Genomic DNA, 16,974 nt, shown 5'->3' with positions numbered 1-16,974 from the left:
AAGCGGAATTCTTATCTGCCTGATCAGGCCGCCTTGATCGGGATCACACGGGGGCCGTTCTTGATCGCATTGTTACGGCTCGCGCGCATCCAGAGGATCATCACAGCGACAAACGCGGCGCTTCCCACGATGCAGCTGAGCGAATAAGCCGGATGCTGGGCAAACGTGGCGATCTGATAGAAGACCGTAGCGGAGCAGTAGCCGATACCGGTGGTCCAGGCGCAGGCGAAGAGGGTCCAGCGGGTACCCACTTCACGCCAGATCGTACCGATAGCGGCGCAGCAGGGCATGTAGAGCAGCACCATCAGGAGGTACGCAAAAGCCGCGGTGGTCGAGCCAAAGAGCTTCTGCATCATCGTGACGGTCGTCATTGTGCCTTCAGCTTCTTCAACGGCTTCTTCCGTGTTCGAGAGATCACCGATATGGGTACCCTTGAGAAGCGGATTTTCAAGCTGTCCCGCAAGACCCAGCAGATTATCCCCAGTCGTGCTCAGGGCTTCCTGCAGTGTAGCGGTAAAGCTCCAGGCTTCTTCCGGTTCATCAGGCTTCGTATCCACACCAGCCGCTGCGTTTTCGCGGTCAGCAGCCACTGCGTAGAGAGAATTAAGCGTACCGATCACAGACTCCTTCGCCAGAACGCCCGTGAAGACGCCGACAGAAGCAGGCCAGTTTACAGGCGTAATGCCCATCGGCTCAAAGGCCGGAACGATCGTCTTACCGATAGCAGAGAGAACGCTGTCCTCGCTGTCCTGGTGACCGAAAGTTCCGTCCGTGCCCCAGGAGTTCAGGAACGTCAGAACCACGACCACAGCGGTAATCACCTTGCCGGCGCGGCCGATAAAGGCGCCGACACGTTCTGCCGTGTGGTTCCAGATGCCGCGAAGCGTCGGGATGTGATACGGCGGAATCTCCATGATGAAGGAGGCGTTATTGCCCGGGAAGGCATTCTTCTTCAGAAGGAAACCCGTCAGAATGGCGACGCAGATACCGATCAGATAAAGGCTGAAGAGGAGGAGCGAGCCGCTTCCAGCGAAGAACGCAGCGCCAAACAGCACATAGACCGGAAGACGGGCACCGCAGGACATGAAGGGCACCATCATGACGGTCATGATGCGGTCAGACTCACGGTTCATCGTACGGGTGGACATGATGGCGGGAACGCCGCAGCCAAAGCCCACGATGAGCGGAATGAACGCGCGGCCCGGCAGACCGATGGAGCGCATAAAGCGGTCCATCACGAAAGCGGCGCGGGCCATGTAACCCGAGTCCTCAAGGAAGGAGAGGAAGATGAACAGGCAGAAGACCACCGGAATGAAGGTGGAAACCGTCTGAATACCGCCGCCGACACCGTCCGCGAGAATCGTCTTCAGCCAGCCCGGTGCACCAATGCTGGTGAGAAGCTGACCGAAACCGTCAACCAGCACACCGCCCACGAGAATATCGAAGAAGTCGGTAAATGCGCTGCCGACGTTAATCGTGAAAACGAACATCAGGTACATCACGAGAAGGAAGATCGGGATGCCGAGCCAGCGGTTCAGAACAATCTTGTCGATCTTATCGGTGGTGGTAGAGCCCACGTCACCCTTGTGGTGCAGCACCTCTTCGCAGATCGTGCCGACGAGCTGATAGCGGGTATCGGCAATAGCGATATCCAGGTCTTCGCCATAGTGCTCAACCGGACGCTTCAGTTCCAGCAGATCGTGCGTGACATCAGAGGGCAGTTCAGAAGCGAGTTCCGCGTTTTCGAGCACCTGCGTGGCCGTCCAGCGGGCGTGCTTCGCGCCGGTCGCCTCAAGCCGCTTCGCGATCGCGTCGATCGCGGCAGTGATGTCAGACGGATACTGCACGGCGTTAGCCGGAATCGTCTGGCTGTCCACCATGCGGTTCACCGCGTCCTCAAGCTGCTTCAGGCCTTTTTCCTTGCTCGCCACCATGCCGATCACCGGGCAGCCGAAGCGTTCGGAAAGACGATCAAGATTGATCTCGAGCTTATGCTGGCGCGCAATGTCCATCATGTTAACGACCATGATCATCGGCACCCGCATTTCGAGCAGCTGGGTAGAGAGATAGAGGTTGCGTTCAAGGTTGCCGGCGTCAACGATGTTGATCACCGCCTCAGCCTCTCCGGACAGGAGATAGTCGCGCGCGACGCGCTCATCCTCGCCCGTCGCGTTGGAGGGCGTAACGGAATAGATACCCGGCAGGTCGACGAGCGAAATATCGTGACCATCGTAGCTGTAATGACCGACCTTCTTCTCAACCGTAACGCCAGGCCAGTTGCCGACTTCCTGCTTGGAACCGGTAATAGCGTTGAAAAGAGTCGTCTTGCCGCAGTTAGGGTTGCCGACGATGCAGACAATATGTTTGGACACGAGTGGTTCTCCCGGATTAGAGCTTTTCAACTTCGACGATTTCCGCTTCACCCTTGCGGACAGAAACCATCGAACCGCGGACACGGATCTCAATCGGATCCCCCATCGGAGCAACGCGCACCACTTCGAAGGTGGCTCCAGGCGTCGCACCCAGCATCAGAAGATGACGTCGGTAATCGGGCTGTCCCCCGAGGAACTTCGCGATCTTGCCGCGGTCCCCAACCTTCAATTCATTCAGAATCATGAAAAGTCTCTCTAGTCAATGAACAAGAATTTTCTTTGCCATCTGGTAGTTGATGCCGATGCGGGCATCTCCCACTGCAACCATGATTGAATCGCCTTCCTTCCCATGAAGCACTTTCACCTGAGAACCCAGATGCAGTCCCAGATCCTTCAGCGAACTCACTTCTTTTACGGAACCGCGGATCGCGGTCACAATCCCGGGATTCCCGATCCCGAGCTCCGTCAACGGCTTGATCATTTCGAACCCCTTGGTGGCAATCCTCCCAAAACCGGGAGGACAGTTTTTAGGCAAACTGCGGTCTATCGCCGCAGAATTTCATGTGAAGTTTATCACTTCTGATAATTATTATCATTTATTAAAAAGAACTACACGGAATGATTTTTATATTTATTTGTTTTTATTTATTTTATTTAATATTCAGATTAAAAATTTGTGAGACTCATACTCATTCAAACGTTTGAAAATTTCAACATTATCGAGAACAGGAATCGGTTTTATCTTCTCTGTCGGATCCTTCAGACATAAAAAAGCAGCCCCCAACGGAGCTGCTTCTTCAGTTAGGCGGTGAGAATCCTCCGCCAGACTTCTTTTTCAGAAGAGATGATTCACGAAGATGCGGGCCTTGTCCTGCACCGTCTCTTCGTCATCGGGCGTCACGGACTCGAGATAGCCCGGCCCAAACTCATCTTCATACCAGGCGTTCAGGATCCCGCGGACCCGAGCCTTGATTTCCTCACCCTTCCCGGCATCATGGGAATTGATCCACTTCATCAGGGACTCATGAGCCTCAAAGGTTTCGTGATTCATTGCGAAGAGCTCTTCGATAAAACGAGCAACCACCAGGCGCTCGCCGCCCAGCTCTTTCGCCGCCTCACGCACCTGGGAGGCAAACTTTTCCGGGAGTCCCTGACGGATAAGGCCGTCCACCGTAAACGGAATCTGCTGACGGGAAACGTCGCGGAGCGAGCTTCTCATCGTACGGATCGCGGAAGGCAGCAGCAAATTGATATCGCGCATCAGCATGTCTTGTGACTCCTCATTGCCGGGTTACTGCCCCGGCGGGTACTCTGTTGAAAGTATTATTAGTCACGCTCTCTTATTAGCCGCTTAAATGCCATTGATTATTTCCAAAAGACACCTTTGTTACACAATGAAATGTCTTAAGATTCAGGCATCTGACAGCTAGAAGGAAAAGCTGTACTAAACATCTACCTTTCTTGTATATAACTTGGTTTATTTGTTTTACGTAAAACATTATTCACGCATTTTTCGATTTTTTCAACCCCCTTTAGGAGTAGCTCTTAGGCGCAATGGCACGGATGACACCACAGCCGTTTCAGAAAAAAGCGGTTAAATCCTTAATCAGAATGCCTGATGGCGACTAAAATATTTCACAAAGTATGCTCAGGGTGCCCGCTCGGAAACGGGCCCAGGAGATGAGAAGAAAATGGGAGACGGTCCCGAGATAACGCCTCCTTCCGATAAAGAGACAAAACTTGGACAATCTCAAGCCTTTGATCCGCGTGATCGATGACGATGACGCCATGCGGCGTTCCTGGGCCTTCCTGATCGAAGGGGAAGGCTGGGAAGTCGTGACATACTCCAATGCGCTCGCATTTCTCGCTGCGAACGATTTCTCCCGCCCGGGCTGCCTTCTGCTTGATGTAAGAATGCCCCGGATGAGCGGTCTTGAGCTTCAGGATGCTCTGAAAGACAAGGGCGTCGATTTCCCCATCATCTTTATTTCAGGACACGGCGACATTGATATGGCGGTCCGCGGCCTGAAGAGCGGCGCAGTGGATTTCCTGCAGAAGCCGGTGGATGACCGGAAGCTACTGGACGCGATCAGCAACGCCGTGCTGAAGAATCTGAACGCCCGCCGCGCTGACGCTGAAATTTCCAGCTTCAAGACGAAGCTCGAGTCCCTCACGCAGCGCGAACGCGAGGTGATCCGCATGGTAGCCCAGGGCGCCTCCAATAAGGCTGTGGCAGAGGGGCTGGGCATTTCTGAGAAGACCGTTCAGGTTCACCGCGGTTCGGCCTACCGGAAGCTTGAGATTCATAACGCCGCTGAAATCGCGCGGCTTCTGATGCGCTGCGGCGATCCCCTGTAATCCTTCAGGACCGCAGAAAGAAATGGCATCCGGGGCTCACTCCTCCGGGTGCCGTTTTTTTATCGGCTGACCGGCGCGCCTGAGAAAAGCGCGGCCCACCCCGAAATGAGATCCGAAGCCTTTTCAGGCGGCACCGCGCCGCCGCACTCCCGAATCTCCCGCCAGAGACTCCGGACAAAGAGTTCGGACGCCGCCCGGATCGCGCTTGCTTCAGGCCGCGGTCCAAGGCTGAGCTGCTCGCTGAAATTTTTCCAGAGATACGCTTCAAGCCTCTCCGGATTCCAGTTCTCTGTGGTCCCAAAGGCCGGATTCCCGCCAGAGAGGGTATCCTCGAGCCAGTTCACGAGCCGCGAATCCGCAGCCCTGATATCGTCCTCCGTCAGCGCCCCTGCTCTCAGAGCCTCTGCTCTGGCCGCTGTTTTTCTGAGCGCCTCAGAAAAAATTTCTTCCAGCACTGCGGGGGATGTCAGTTCAGGGAGCCTCTCGGCCTGCGATGGGTAATTTCCCCGCAGCCTGACCGGCCGGATGGGACGGCGGCGGGTCTGATGCCCGATACGTTTTAGTTCTTCTTCCATCTCTCCTGACACACTCCTGATAATCAAAAAGCCGCTTCAGCATAACCGAAGCGGCTTTTACAGGGGATCCTACAGAAACCCAGATTACTTCTTGGCAGGAGCCTTTTCAGCAGCCTTGGCAGGAGCCTCCTCAACCGGAGCCTGAACCGCGGGCTGAGCCGCCACGGCCCTCTGAACACGATACTCATAGAAGTCGATCGCGCTCATGCGGATGGCGAAAACCGGATCCTTCGGCGTCGGGGTCCAGATCAGGTCGGTACGACCGGAACGGAAACCCGTGATGAATTCCTCGAAGACCTTCGGAGCCTTGGGGGAGTCAGTAATCAGCTGCACGTTGCGGGTTGCAGCACCATGGCCCAGCGTAAGAATATGGACAAACTTCTGAGCCGGGGCCGCCTTGGCAGCGGTCTTCGGGGCCTCAGTCTTTGCCTTTTCGTCAGCTTTGTTTCCAGCCATTCCTATCTCCTTGCTACACATCAACTAAAGTTAAAGGGATCCGGGGAGGATGATGTCGGGCTTCCCCTTCCCTACAAAGCGGTCCGTCCACTTGACGCAAAGGTCATGAAGAAGCCGTCCCTGTTTCTCAATTGCTTTGTCGGCATCGGTCTCCGGAACATGGTTAATCTCACTCACCATCTCCTGAACTTCATGCATGAAGCGGATCGCCGCAAACATGATGACGCCGTCGGTTGAAGAGAGCATTTCCTGAGCCTGACGGGGAAGTTTTGAAATATCCCCGGACAGATCAGCGATCAGGCTGCGGGCAAGAGGCGCTCCGGTCCAGCCTTCCTTCGCCTCTACCCCATCGATGCCGCCGAGAAGCGCTTCCGTGAGCCATTCGTTCACATTTTCCATGCGCTGCTCAGCCTGCTCGCTCGTGATTTCTCCGGTCGACGCGCGAACGAATATCTCACTCACGTTTTCAATAAACGCGAAGCAGATCTGATAGACGTCTTCAGCGTTCCCAAGCGAAAGCGAATGCTTCTGCTTCGCTTCGCCGTTCTGCTGATTCGTACCTTCAGAATTTTCTGCTGCTGCCTGATCTGGCATCTCTTCTTAAACCTCAATCAAAAGGACACCTTGCCGCCGGACAGAGACTGTCACAGGACAGACAAAGTGCCTAAGTAATTCGAAATTCTACTACGGCGCCGGATTTTTTACACCTGCCGCGTTAGGTTTTGCGCTTCCGCCCTTCACAATCGCCATGGAAGAGGTGATCAGACTGGCGAGATCTCCCATGTTGGCAGGCACAACAAGCGTATTGCTCTGATCTGCAATCTTCGCAAAAGCATCCACATAGCGCTGGGCAACCTGCAGATTGACAGCAGTCATGCCGCCCGGTTCCTCGGTTGCGGACGCCATCTGGCGCAGAGCTTCAGCTGTGGCCTTTGCGATTGCGACTGTAGCCGCGGCCTGGCCTTCAGCGATGTTGATCTTCGACTGCTTTTCGCCTTCAGACCGCGCCACAGCGGCCGCGCGGGCGCCTTCTGCGAGGTTGATCGCTTCCTGCTTCTTGCCTTCAGAGGTGGCCACGACGGCGCGCTTTTCACGTTCTGCCGTGATCTGGCGCTGCATGGCCTGGAGAATCACATTCGGCGGCGTGAGATCCTTGATTTCGTAGCGGAGCACCTTGACACCCCAGTTCAGGGCGGCTTCGTCGATGGCTGAAACCACGGAGTGGTTGATCGTATCGCGCTCTTCAAAGGTCCGGTCAAGCTCCATGCGGCCGATGACGGAGCGGAGTGTAGTCTGAGCGAGCTGCGTGATGGCGATCACATAGTTGCTGGTGCCATACGACGCCCGCTGAGGATCCGTAACCTGGAAAAACAGCACGCCGTCCACGGAGAGCTGCGTGTTGTCCTTCGTGATACAGATCTGCTGCGGTGTATCAAGAGGCACTTCCTTAAGGGAATGGCGGTACGCGATCCGGTCAATAAACGGAATCACGAGGTTCAGCCCGGGATTCAGCACAGCATGAAACCGTCCCAGACGCTCTACCACCCAGGCAGTCTGCTGCGGTACGACGCAGATACCTTTATAGGCCACCACTGCGACAATCGCAGCGAGCACCAACGCAAAAATAAAGCCTGAAGTCATAATCTCGCCCACCTCTCTAAGAAGCCCGCAGAAAAACTGTTCCCGTAAAACTTACCCGTTTTTGCGTGACGGTGCAATGACAAGCCGCGGCCCCTCTGTCCGCTCAATCACCCAGCGTCCCAGCACCAGTTCCGCTCCCGGCACTGCCTCGGCAAGCCACTCCGCCCCCCGATACTGCACGCGGGCCGTGCGGTCTTCCGCCCAGGCTTTCACCTCTACCGGCTGACCTATATCGAAGGAATTGTCTCCGGGCTTCTCCGCCAGCCGCCCGGCCTTGTGACGCCGCCAGAGGTACCCGCAGCCGAGCGAAGCGGCAACAGCGGCGACCACAACCTGAACTGTGGCCCCGAAGCCGAGGAGCGACGCCGCAGCCCCGAAACAGGCCGCCACCGCCAGAATCAGCATGTAGAAAGTGCCCGTCAGGAGTTCTGCCACTCCAAGCACCCCAGCCGCAACAAACCAAATCCAAACCGGCATCGTCCGCACCTCCCTGCACTGCCTATAAAAAAAGCTGCAGCGGCTTTTCAGCTGCTGCAGCCTCTTATCCATAGTCTACCGGGTTATAGCGGCAGTGGATGGATGTTAAGCGCGGTTACTTCGCGAGACGCCTCCAGGTGCTCACAACGGTATCCGGATTGAGGGACATCGATTCGATACCCTGATCCATCAGCCAGCGGGCGAGGTCCTCGTGATCGGAAGGGCCCTGGCCGCAGATACCGCAGTACTTGCCTCGGCGGCGGCAGGCAGAGATCGCCATCGAGAGGAGAGCCTTGACAGCGTCGTTACGTTCATCGAACGAGGCAGCCACCAGACCGGAGTCACGGTCGAGACCCAGCGTGAGCTGCGTCAGATCGTTGGAACCAATCGAGAAGCCATCGAAAATGTCGAGGAACTGATCCGCGAGGAGCGCGTTGCTCGGGATCTCGCACATCATGTTGATCTTCAGGCCATTCTCACCCTGCTTCAGACCATGGGAAGCCATGATCGCAACAGTCTTCTTCGCTTCATCGATCGTGCGGCAGAACGGGATCATCAGCTCAACGTTGGTGAGACCCATTTCATCACGGACGCGCTTCATGGCGAGGCACTCGAGCTCAAAGCACTCGGCGAACGAATTCGAGATGTAGCGGGAAGCACCGCGGAAGCCGAGCATCGGATTCTCTTCCACCGGCTCGAAGAGCTTGCCGCCGATCAGCTTGCGGTATTCGTTGCTCTTGAAGTCGGACATGCGGACGATCACCTTGCGGGGATAGAACGCGGCGGCAATGGTCGCAACGCCTTCAGCGATCTTGCTGATGTAGAACTCGCGCGGATTCGCGTAGCCGGCAGAGAGACGCTCGACGGCGTCACGGAGCTCGCCCGGAACGTTCGGGTACTCAAGGCAGGCCTTCGGATGCACGCCGATGTTGTTGTTGATGATGAACTCGAGACGGGCAAGACCAACACCCTTCGCCGGGATCTTCTGGAACTCGAAAGCGAGCTGCGGATTGCCGACGTTCATCATGATCTTCACGGGGATCTCGGGGAGAGCGCCCTGCTTCACTTCTTCCATGTTGAAGTCAAGCTTGCCCTCGTAGACGTGGCCCGTATCGCCTTCGGCGCAGGACACCGTCACTTCCTGATTCTCAGCGAGGAGTTCGGTCGCGTTGCCGCAGCCAACCACAGCCGGAATACCGAGCTCACGGGCAATAATAGCCGCGTGGCAGGTACGGCCGCCGCGGTTCGTCACGATGGCGGAGGCACGGCGCATCACGGGTTCCCAGTTGGGGTCCGTCATATCGGTCACGAGCACGTCACCCGGCTGCACGCGATCCATTTCCTTTGCGGACAGAACGATGCGGACGGGGCCCGCTCCGACCTTCTGACCAATGGCACGGCCGGTCACAAGAGTCTTGGCACCCTTGCTGTTGATCGTGAACTTTTCCTGGACGTCAGCCTTGTTCTGGCGGCTCTTAACCGTTTCCGGACGGGCCTGCAGAATGTAGATCTTGCCGTCGATACCGTCCTTGCCCCACTCGATATCCATCGGGCAGCCGTAGTGCTTTTCAATCAGGCGGCCGAACTGAGCGAGTTCAATCACGTTCTCGTCAGTCAGAGCGAACTGGTGGCGTTCTTCTTCCGTCGTATCAACCGTGCGGACGGATTCCTTGGCACCGGGTTCAGTGTTGAACTCCATCTTGATCAGCTTGGAACCCAGCTGCTTACGGATGATCGGGAACTTGCCCTGTTCGAGGATGGGCTTATGAACGTAGTACTCATCCGGGTTCACAGCGCCCTGCACCACGGTTTCGCCGAGGCCGTAGGAAGCGGTGATGAAGACCACCTGGTCAAAACCGGATTCTGTGTCGAGCGTGAACATCACGCCGGCAGCGCCCTTATCGGAGCGGCACATACGCTGAACACCGGCGGAAAGCGCCACTTCAGCGTGATCGAAGCCCTTCAGAACACGATAGGAAATAGCGCGGTCGTTGTAGAGCGAAGCGAATACTTCCTTCATGCGGGCGAGAACCTGATCGATTCCGTTCACATTGAGGTAGGTTTCCTGCTGACCGGCGAACGAGGCGTCCGGAAGATCCTCGGCAGTAGCCGAAGAACGGACAGCCACCGAGATCTCGGCGCCGTCACGCAGCCAGTCGTAATACTCACGGATTTCCTTCTCGAGTTCAGCCGGGAACGGGGCTTCCTCGACCCACTGACGGATCTCGGCGCCCGCCTTGGCGAGCTCGTTCACATCTTCAACGTCGAGACTTTCGAGTCTCTTGTTAATACGCTCATTCAGGTTGCTTTCCTTCAGGAAGAGCCTGAAAGCATCAGCAGTCGTTGCGAATCCGTTAGGAACACGAATTCCCGCACTCGTCAGCTGGGAGAGCAGTTCACCAAGAGAGGCGTTCTTGCCGCCCACCCGGTTAACATCGGTATATCTGAGTTCGCTAAACGGAATAACGTACTTGCCCTGCATGCCATTTCCTCTCTACCCCCGATGTGGGGAATGTTTAGAATTGACCGCATTCTAAACAATTCGAGCGAATGCGGGGGAAGACTCCGCCAATCTCCACCTAAGGTGTTTTACTATGGCTGACCTCAATCCTCCTTCCAGCACCATTCCGCGCCCGGTTTTCATCGTTTCGGATGGCACCGCAATTACGGCTGAGACACTGGCCCAGGCTGTGCTCACTCAGTTCCCGAATCTGAACTATGAACAGCGCCGCATTCCTTTTGTCGACACGGTCGAAAAGGCTGTCGCCACGGCAGACCGCATCAATCTCGTGCAGGAAAAAACCGGGATGCGTCCGCTGGTCTTCTCAACTTTCTCCCGGAAATCAATCAGTAACGCGTTCTGTGACGAGTGTACGGGGTTTGTGTCCGAGCTTTTCCGCAGCTTCGTGAATCCGCTGGAAGAAGAACTCGGCATGAAGAGTTCGCATCAGGTCGGCATGACACACCGGATCCGGAATGAAGAAAACTATGACCGCCGTATCGCGGCCATTGACTACACGCTGACACACGATGACGGGCAGACAGACTTTGGTCTTGACGAAGCTGAGGTGATCCTCGTCGGAGTGTCCCGTTCCGGCAAAACGCCGACATCCCTTTTTCTGGCTATGCAGTTCGGTATCAAAGTCGCGAATTATCCGCTCATCCCTGAGGACTTTGACCGCGGAACACTGCCCGAGGCGCTCGCCAAAGTGCACGACAAGCTTTTCGGCCTCACGATTTCCCCCGAACGTCTGCATGAAATCCGAAATGAGCGCCGTCCGAACTCCCGCTACGCATCGATCGAGAACTGCCGCTACGAGATTTCTTCCTGCGAAGCGATGATGGACCGTGAAGGCATTTCCTACCTCTCCTCCACCACGAAGTCGATTGAAGAAATTGCCGCAACGATCATCGCCACGCTGCACCTCGAGAAGCATGAGCGGATCGGCTGAGGATTCCCTGCTCCTTCTCGCCGCAGAACCTTTTTTGCGATAGATTAGGAGTCGAGCCGCGGTCACTGCGACTGCGGCTTTTTTCTGCAGCGGTTGGTGCAAACACCCTGCTGCGGTTCCGGTCAACCATTCTTCAGGAGTGCCCGCGAATGAAGACTCTGCCTGCTGCGATACTTGCCGCTCTGATTCTGAGCGGATGCTCGTCGGCGACCCTGCAGTTTGCCTCCGATCCCGAAGGCGCTGTCGTCCGGACTTCCGGCAATGGTTCCGTTCTCGGCACAACGCCTTTCAGCGTTTCCGTGGATCCGGATTCTCTCGCGCGTTACGCCACATCGCCTGGCTGCTACCGTCTGCCATACGGCTACGACTTTATCTGGGAGTCGGGAGCAAAGGTCTCGACCGCGTCGCCTCTCGATATGTGCTCGATGACATCGGGCAAGAATCAGGTATTCCGTTTCTCTTTCACCCGGCCGAAGGACGCGCCGGGGCTGGAGACAGACCTCCGGGTCGCGCTGAAAAATGCCCAGGAGCGGGCGAGACGCGAGGCTGAGCGTGCGGCCCAGCTCGAGAATGAACAGCTCATGATGGACATGGGCTGGGGCGGCTGGGGTTGGGGCTGGGGACCGATGTATATGGGCCCCGGACCGAGATTCCGTCCGCCGCCTCCTCCGCCTCCCCCGCCTCACCGCCGCTAGGCCGGGTAAGAAAAAAGCTTTCAGGCCTGACACCTGAAAGCTTTTTCTGTTTCATGAGTTCCCGCTTCAGCCCCGGGTAACGCCCGGTCCTTCGATCTGATTCAGGCCCCCCGCGGAGCCGGACTTCACTTCGATCCGCACGGGGATCTTCTGCCCAACCTCCTCGATATGGGAAATCACGCCGACAAGTTTCCCCTGGTTCCGGAGTTCGGAAAGGGCGAAGAGCGCCCGCTCCAGCATCTCAAGATCCAGCGTTCCAAAGCCTTCATCCAGGAACACCGTATCGACCTGAAGCGACTGGCGGGATCCTCCGCTGCTCATCCGGGAGAGACCGAGCGCAAGGGCAAGGCTCACAAGGAACGACTCACCGCCGGAGAGATTGGTCGCTGAACGGCTGAGGCAGTTAAGCGAGTTATCAACCACCTGGAAGTCAAGCGGATCACCCGCTGCCGGTTCCAGCACGTAGCGGCGCGAGAGCTGCCCCAGTTCCTCATTCGCGAAATGAAGCAGCCGCCTGAATGTCAGCGCCTGAGCGAAACGGACAAACTTCGCCCCATCCTCACTTCCGATCAGATCGTTCAGCTCATTCCAGCGGTCAAACTCCGCCCGGGCTGCCGCCGCGACCCGGCGGGCGTTGTCAGACTGCCGGCGGCTTTCCTCATCCGCCTTCAGTTCAGTCTCAGCCTGCGTCGCGCCTCTGACCGCTTCAAGGAGCTGCGCCTGAACCGCCTCACGCTTCGCCTGGACCGCTTCCTGGGCTTCCGCCGTGACACTCTTCATCAGATGCTCCTGAAGAGCCTTCTCGGCGTGTTTAACGCGGGATTCCGCCGCTTTCAGGGCGCTCTGAACCTCAAGCGACTCTTTCTCCCACTCAGCAATGACATCGGGCTCACGGCGGGCGCGGAGGAATTCCTCACGTGTCTTAAAGGAACCGTGAATCGAGATATCGAGATTCGTCTCAAGAGTTTTTGAATTCTGGCGCTCTTCCTCGGCCTGCTTTTCGCACTGCTCAATCCAGGCTTCAGCCTTATGCTTCTGTTCGCTGGCCTCTTCAATCTTCTGCTGAACTGCGGTCTTCGCGGCCGCCGCTTTGTCAAGCTGCGCCTGGATCGACCGGCGTTCCTCAAACACTACCGCTGTGCCGAAGAGTTCATGGCGCTCAGCGGTTTTCGCTTCAAAAGCTTCGGACGCAGCCTTAAGCGCGGTGCCGGCCGCCTCAGCAGCTTCCGCGGCCTTTACGCGTTCCTCTTCAGCCTTTGCGATCAGAGCGCGCTGTGTTACGGCAGCCTTTTCTGCCGCGTCACGATCCTTAAGGGCAGAGGAACGTGCTTTCCGACGCTCGGAAAGCCGGTTCATCGTTTCTTCAACAGAGAGCGCCCCTTCACCGAAACCAAACGGGCGGACCAGATCGAGCCAGGCGTTTCTCACAGAAGCGCTCGTTTCCTTTTCATCGGCGACTGTCTTTTCAGCAGCCTCTGTACGGCCCTTAGCCGCGGCTTCCTGGCTCCTCGCGACTGCGAGCTGCGCCTGGAACCCGGCATAGGCTTCCGCAGCCTCTTCAGCCGCCGCTGCCGCTTCCTGAGCGCCCTTAGCCGTGTTCTCGGTCTTTCTCGACCAGTTCTGAATCGCTTCACGGGCTTCGGTAAGGCGTCTGAGGAGTGCCACGCGGTCCGCGAGGAATTCCTTCAGGAGGTTAGGATCTGCCATTCCGAGCCGCTTGAGGTTCGCTTCGCGGGTGGCACGGAGCCCCGAGAGATATGGAATACGGTCATGCTTCAGAGCCCGGAGTTTCTCCGCTTTCTCACCGGCAATGCGGGCGAAGTTCACCGCCATTTCGATACCTGAGCGCTTCGCCTGTACCGCCCTCTGATCGCTCTCGCGGCTGACCCGCTCCGCTTCGGTAAGCTCGGCTGCCGCTTTATCCTGCAGCACCGAAACGCGTTCAATCTCTTTCTGTGCCACGTCGAGAAGTTTCGTGAGAGCAATCTGCTCATCAAGAGCTATCAGCGCGGCAATCTGCCCGGACTGCGTGAGACCGCCCCGGGCAGCATCCGAGAGGAGTTTCGCCTGAGCGGCTTTCCCGCGGAGCGTCTGCAGCTGAGCGCGGCCTTTTTCCGCCTGTCTGTCAGCTTCACACACCGCGTTTGACGCGGACGCGAGAGACGCGGATGCCCGGATGAGTTCAGAATGAGCGGCTTCAAGGCGCTCGTCGGCGAGACGCACCTGGCGGGACTGCTCACGCATTCCGGAGAAGCTTTCCAGCAGCACATCGTCCTTCTCGGTTTTTTCCACGCGAAGGGCCGCGGCCTCCGCATCCGCTTCCGACCGCTTCAGGTCAGAGGCGAGCCGGGAGAGCTCCTCCTCGCGCCCAGTCTTGATGCCGAGCGCTTTCTGTACAGCGGCAGAAGCCGCGTCGCGCTTCTCCTTCAGGACAGCACGCTCTTCATCCAGCGCCTGAACACGGGGCGCAACCGCTTCAAGCTGCTCAGATGCCGCACGGGCTTCAGAAACCCGCTGCTCCGCCTCGGTCGCCCGGGCGCTCAGCTCTTCAAGAAGCAGCGTCTTCGCCTTCGCGCTCTCCTGATAGCTCTTCAGTTTCTGCAGCGTTTCGCTGAGCGCGTCGTTATTTCCCTTGATCGCCGCGAGCTGAGGCTCAAACTCCCGCGCCTTCCGGGCGAGATCAAGTCTCTGACGGTTTTCCGCAAAACGCTTGTCGGCCTCACGGGCATCTTCCAGAGACTTATTCGACTCCTCGTGCTCATGCGTGAGATCGGCCTTCTTATGAAGCCAGCTGAGCGCCTCATCAAGCCTCGCGGCTTCCTTTTCGGCGACCTCCTCGCGTTCTTCAAACCCGGCGAGACGCACACGCAGAGCCTTCAGATCCTCGGCGCTGAGAAGCCGGATCCCCTGCACCTGAGCCTCGGCTTCCTCAAGCGCCTTCTCGCGGGCACGCTTTTCGGCGTGCACCTGGCGGGAGATGTCTTTATAAATTTCAGTTCCCGTGATTCCCTCAAGAATCACCGCCCGGTCATCGCCCTTCGCCCGCAGGAACTCAGCGAAGCTCCCCTGGGCAAGAAGCACGCAGCGGAGGAACTCCTGGAACCGGAGACCGATCGCTTCCGCGGTCTTTTCCCGCCACTCATCGAGCTTATCCGTGCGCGGCACCCACTCGCCATTCACCAGTTCAGCGAGCTCGCCTGTTTTCTGGAGCGTGCCTTTCTTGGAAGAACGCGTCACGCGGTAGCTGGATTTCCAAAGCCGGCCGCGGGATTCAAACACAGCCTCAGCCCAGCAGACCCGGGTGCCCTTCGTCATATAGGGGCAGTCATCCGTTTTCTTCTGCTCAGCGGTAGACCGGTCACTCTTCTGACGCGCGGTTTTGCCGTAGAGCGCGAGCGTCACAGCGTCAAAAATAGAGGTCTTCCCTGCACCGGTTCGTCCGGTGATCAGAAATATTCCATCCTGATAGGCCGGCACCGTGAAGTCGATCTTCCACTTCCCGGCAAGTGAATTGATATTCTCAAAAGCAATTGTCTGAATCTTCATGCTGCAGCCTCCGGTCCGTTCTTCACATCAGACGGAGAGGAGTCCTCATCCCTGTCCTTACCGGCCTCATTCACGCGAACAATGGCAAGCGCCTCTTCGAAGGTTTCCATGAGGCGCTTTCTGGCCGCCTCTTCCTTATGGCACTCCGTGAGCAGCTGACGGAAAACATCCTCAGGCTCCATCTCTTCCAGAGACTGCGATAACGCGGTTTTTGAGAGCGCATAGCGGAAAGCGGCCTGATTGCGGACCGCGAGGAGCTTAAGCCCCCGGGCGAGGGCAAGTTCCTGGAGCTTCTCCGTCAGATCGGGCTGCTCAGTCACCCCCGTATAGTTCGCTTCAATCCAGGCTCCGGGCTCTTCGCGCGCCACGCGTTCCATAGCGGCGCAGATCCCGTCCACATCGCCCTCGAGCCGCTCCATCGGCTGAAATCTCGGAACGTATACCGGTTCAATGTCAGGAGCCTTCCCTTCTTCCAGTGTCACGAGCACGACCTGGTTCTCGTTTTTCACCTCGCGGAAGGAAAGCGGCTGCGGAGAGCCGCTGTAGCGGATATTTTCCCGTCCGACAGTCTGCGCCCGATGGATGTGGCCAAGCGCCACATAGTCCCAGCCATCTCCCACCACATCCGGCGAAATCGCGCCGAGCGTGCCGACTGTCTGCGGGACCTCACCGGTTTCCGGATCCGGCGTGATGGAGGTTCCGAGCGCGAAGAAGTGCCCCATGGCCACGCGGGGCACCGCAGCCCCGGCGAGCCGCGCGTCAAGCGCCTCGCGGACGCGGGCATAGTGCGCCCGGACGCCCTTTTCATAAAGCGCCCAGCGTTCACCGTCTGTCATGCCTTCGAGACTCAGCCGCACTTCGCTCTCCCGAAGGAACGGCACGGCGCCGATTCCCAGCATCGGGACTCCGGAGTCATCCCGGATCACAACGGCTTCGCTCTCGGGGTCAGGTCCGGGCACCACGATGCCAAGCTGAGAGAGCATGGCAGCCGGCGCGCGAAGGAAGTTGGCGGAATCGTGATTCCCCGGCGTCACCACCACACGGCGGCAGCCAGCCTCAAGCAGCCTCGAGAGGAAACTGTAATAGAGACGCTGTGCCTCGTTGGATGGCATCGCGACATCAAAAACGTCGCCTGATATTAGAAGGCAGTCGACTGAACGCTCCCGGCAGAGACCGAGGATCCACTCCAGCATCTTGCGATCCATATCGATCGTGCTTTCACGGATGACTTCCTTGCCGAGGTGCCAGTCTGATGTATGAAGAATCCGAACCACTTCCGTACTGTCCATATGTCGCGGTCCTGCCCCAAGGGGGAGCGGAGCAGCTTGCCGACCGCTTGAATTGTTTGAAATCGACGATGAGCCTAACACGAAACCGCAGCGGGTACCCCGCTCCGGATTCA

At 57.6% G+C, this 16,974-nt stretch carries 15 protein-coding genes; 3 read left to right on the top strand and 12 right to left on the bottom strand.

Annotated features, from left to right (window positions below; all coding sequences use genetic code 11):
- Positions 1-23: 23 nt before the first annotated feature.
- From feoB to BN1936_RS01440, 4 genes are all read right to left on the bottom strand, one after another.
- A complete protein-coding gene (gene feoB / locus BN1936_RS01455) occupies positions 24-2,372 on the bottom strand; it encodes a Fe(2+) transporter permease subunit FeoB (RefSeq protein ID WP_049686460.1) in 2,349 nt (782 codons plus the stop codon).
- Between the two features lie 16 nt (positions 2,373-2,388).
- Positions 2,389-2,616: a FeoA family protein gene (locus tag BN1936_RS01450; protein ID WP_049686459.1), complete on the bottom strand. Its 228-nt coding sequence runs from the start codon at positions 2,614-2,616 to the stop codon at positions 2,389-2,391.
- A gap of 15 nt (positions 2,617-2,631) precedes the next feature.
- Positions 2,632-2,853: a FeoA family protein gene (locus BN1936_RS01445; RefSeq protein ID WP_022443248.1), complete on the bottom strand. Its 222-nt coding sequence runs from the start codon at positions 2,851-2,853 to the stop codon at positions 2,632-2,634.
- A 354-nt stretch (positions 2,854-3,207) separates the two neighbouring features.
- Positions 3,208-3,639, bottom strand: a complete 432-nt coding sequence (locus BN1936_RS01440) for a hypothetical protein (protein ID WP_022443249.1) — start codon at positions 3,637-3,639, stop codon at positions 3,208-3,210.
- A 473-nt stretch (positions 3,640-4,112) separates the two neighbouring features.
- On the opposite strand from BN1936_RS01440, the gene BN1936_RS01435 reads away from it, so the two are divergent.
- Entirely contained in the window at positions 4,113-4,730 is a 618-nt protein-coding gene (locus BN1936_RS01435; protein ID WP_232422048.1) for a response regulator transcription factor, read from the top strand.
- A 59-nt stretch (positions 4,731-4,789) separates the two neighbouring features.
- On the opposite strand, the gene BN1936_RS01430 is transcribed toward BN1936_RS01435, so the two are convergent.
- The 6 genes from BN1936_RS01430 to ppsA all read right to left on the bottom strand — a co-directional run bounded on the left by BN1936_RS01430 (position 4,790) and on the right by ppsA (position 10,361).
- Positions 4,790-5,305, bottom strand: a complete 516-nt coding sequence (locus tag BN1936_RS01430; RefSeq protein ID WP_049686458.1) for a hypothetical protein — start codon at positions 5,303-5,305, stop codon at positions 4,790-4,792.
- Between the two features lie 84 nt (positions 5,306-5,389).
- Positions 5,390-5,761, bottom strand: a complete 372-nt coding sequence (locus BN1936_RS01425) for a hypothetical protein (protein ID WP_022442693.1) — start codon at positions 5,759-5,761, stop codon at positions 5,390-5,392.
- Between the two features lie 30 nt (positions 5,762-5,791).
- Positions 5,792-6,355, bottom strand: coding sequence for a hypothetical protein (locus tag BN1936_RS01420; RefSeq protein ID WP_049686457.1), 564 nt, complete (start codon positions 6,353-6,355; stop codon positions 5,792-5,794).
- Positions 6,356-6,445: 90 nt separating this feature from the next.
- Positions 6,446-7,402 (bottom strand): SPFH domain-containing protein, encoded by a 957-nt coding sequence (locus BN1936_RS01415; protein ID WP_022442695.1) that lies wholly within the window; start codon positions 7,400-7,402, stop codon positions 6,446-6,448.
- A gap of 51 nt (positions 7,403-7,453) precedes the next feature.
- On the bottom strand, positions 7,454-7,879 hold the full coding sequence (locus tag BN1936_RS01410; RefSeq protein ID WP_049686456.1) for an NfeD family protein: 426 nt from the start codon (positions 7,877-7,879) through the stop codon (positions 7,454-7,456).
- 115 nt (positions 7,880-7,994) lie between these two features.
- Positions 7,995-10,361 (bottom strand): phosphoenolpyruvate synthase, encoded by a 2,367-nt coding sequence (gene ppsA / locus BN1936_RS01405; protein WP_049686455.1) that lies wholly within the window; start codon positions 10,359-10,361, stop codon positions 7,995-7,997.
- 112 nt (positions 10,362-10,473) lie between these two features.
- Between ppsA and ppsR the strand changes: the two genes are divergently transcribed.
- Both ppsR and BN1936_RS01395 read left to right on the top strand, forming a co-directional pair.
- The gene (ppsR, locus tag BN1936_RS01400; RefSeq protein WP_022443619.1) at positions 10,474-11,331 is read left to right on the top strand and encodes a posphoenolpyruvate synthetase regulatory kinase/phosphorylase PpsR; all 858 of its coding nucleotides are present in this window, start codon (positions 10,474-10,476) and stop codon (positions 11,329-11,331) included.
- Positions 11,332-11,480: 149 nt separating this feature from the next.
- On the top strand, positions 11,481-12,026 hold the full coding sequence (locus tag BN1936_RS01395; protein WP_049686454.1) for a hypothetical protein: 546 nt from the start codon (positions 11,481-11,483) through the stop codon (positions 12,024-12,026).
- Positions 12,027-12,092: 66 nt separating this feature from the next.
- Here the strand turns inward: BN1936_RS01395 and BN1936_RS01390 are convergent, their stop codons facing one another.
- Positions 12,093-15,572: an SbcC/MukB-like Walker B domain-containing protein gene (locus BN1936_RS01390; RefSeq protein WP_049686453.1), complete on the bottom strand. Its 3,480-nt coding sequence runs from the start codon at positions 15,570-15,572 to the stop codon at positions 12,093-12,095.
- Positions 15,569-16,861, bottom strand: coding sequence for an exonuclease SbcCD subunit D C-terminal domain-containing protein (locus BN1936_RS01385; RefSeq protein WP_049686452.1), 1,293 nt, complete (start codon positions 16,859-16,861; stop codon positions 15,569-15,571). The genes BN1936_RS01390 and BN1936_RS01385 overlap by 4 nt, the downstream gene beginning before the upstream one ends.
- Positions 16,862-16,974 lie beyond the last annotated feature (113 nt).

The sequence above is a fragment of the Dakarella massiliensis genome, from assembly GCF_001182045.1.
Taxonomy (GTDB): domain Bacteria; phylum Pseudomonadota; class Gammaproteobacteria; order Burkholderiales; family Burkholderiaceae_F; genus Mesosutterella; species Mesosutterella massiliensis.
This window is presented reverse-complemented; position numbering and strand designations above follow the sequence as displayed.

What these genes read in the sequence shown, in the direction of transcription:
- BN1936_RS01445 (WP_022443248.1), bottom strand. Translation starts at nt 2,853, where the DNA reads ATGATCAAGCCGTTGACGGAGCTCGGGATCGGGAATCCCGGGATTGTG.
- BN1936_RS01425 (WP_022442693.1), bottom strand. Translation starts at nt 5,761, where the DNA reads ATGGCTGGAAACAAAGCTGACGAAAAGGCAAAGACTGAGGCCCCGAAG.
- ppsA (WP_049686455.1), bottom strand. Translation starts at nt 10,361, where the DNA reads ATGCAGGGCAAGTACGTTATTCCGTTTAGCGAACTCAGATATACCGAT.
- BN1936_RS01395 (WP_049686454.1), top strand. Translation starts at nt 11,481, where the DNA reads ATGAAGACTCTGCCTGCTGCGATACTTGCCGCTCTGATTCTGAGCGGA.
- BN1936_RS01430 (WP_049686458.1), bottom strand. Translation starts at nt 5,305, where the DNA reads ATGGAAGAAGAACTAAAACGTATCGGGCATCAGACCCGCCGCCGTCCC.
- BN1936_RS01385 (WP_049686452.1), bottom strand. Translation starts at nt 16,861, where the DNA reads ATGGACAGTACGGAAGTGGTTCGGATTCTTCATACATCAGACTGGCAC.
- BN1936_RS01415 (WP_022442695.1), bottom strand. Translation starts at nt 7,402, where the DNA reads ATGACTTCAGGCTTTATTTTTGCGTTGGTGCTCGCTGCGATTGTCGCA.
- BN1936_RS01420 (WP_049686457.1), bottom strand. Translation starts at nt 6,355, where the DNA reads ATGCCAGATCAGGCAGCAGCAGAAAATTCTGAAGGTACGAATCAGCAG.
- BN1936_RS01410 (WP_049686456.1), bottom strand. Translation starts at nt 7,879, where the DNA reads ATGCCGGTTTGGATTTGGTTTGTTGCGGCTGGGGTGCTTGGAGTGGCA.
- BN1936_RS01440 (WP_022443249.1), bottom strand. Translation starts at nt 3,639, where the DNA reads ATGCTGATGCGCGATATCAATTTGCTGCTGCCTTCCGCGATCCGTACG.
- BN1936_RS01390 (WP_049686453.1), bottom strand. Translation starts at nt 15,572, where the DNA reads ATGAAGATTCAGACAATTGCTTTTGAGAATATCAATTCACTTGCCGGG.
- ppsR (WP_022443619.1), top strand. Translation starts at nt 10,474, where the DNA reads ATGGCTGACCTCAATCCTCCTTCCAGCACCATTCCGCGCCCGGTTTTC.
- BN1936_RS01450 (WP_049686459.1), bottom strand. Translation starts at nt 2,616, where the DNA reads ATGATTCTGAATGAATTGAAGGTTGGGGACCGCGGCAAGATCGCGAAG.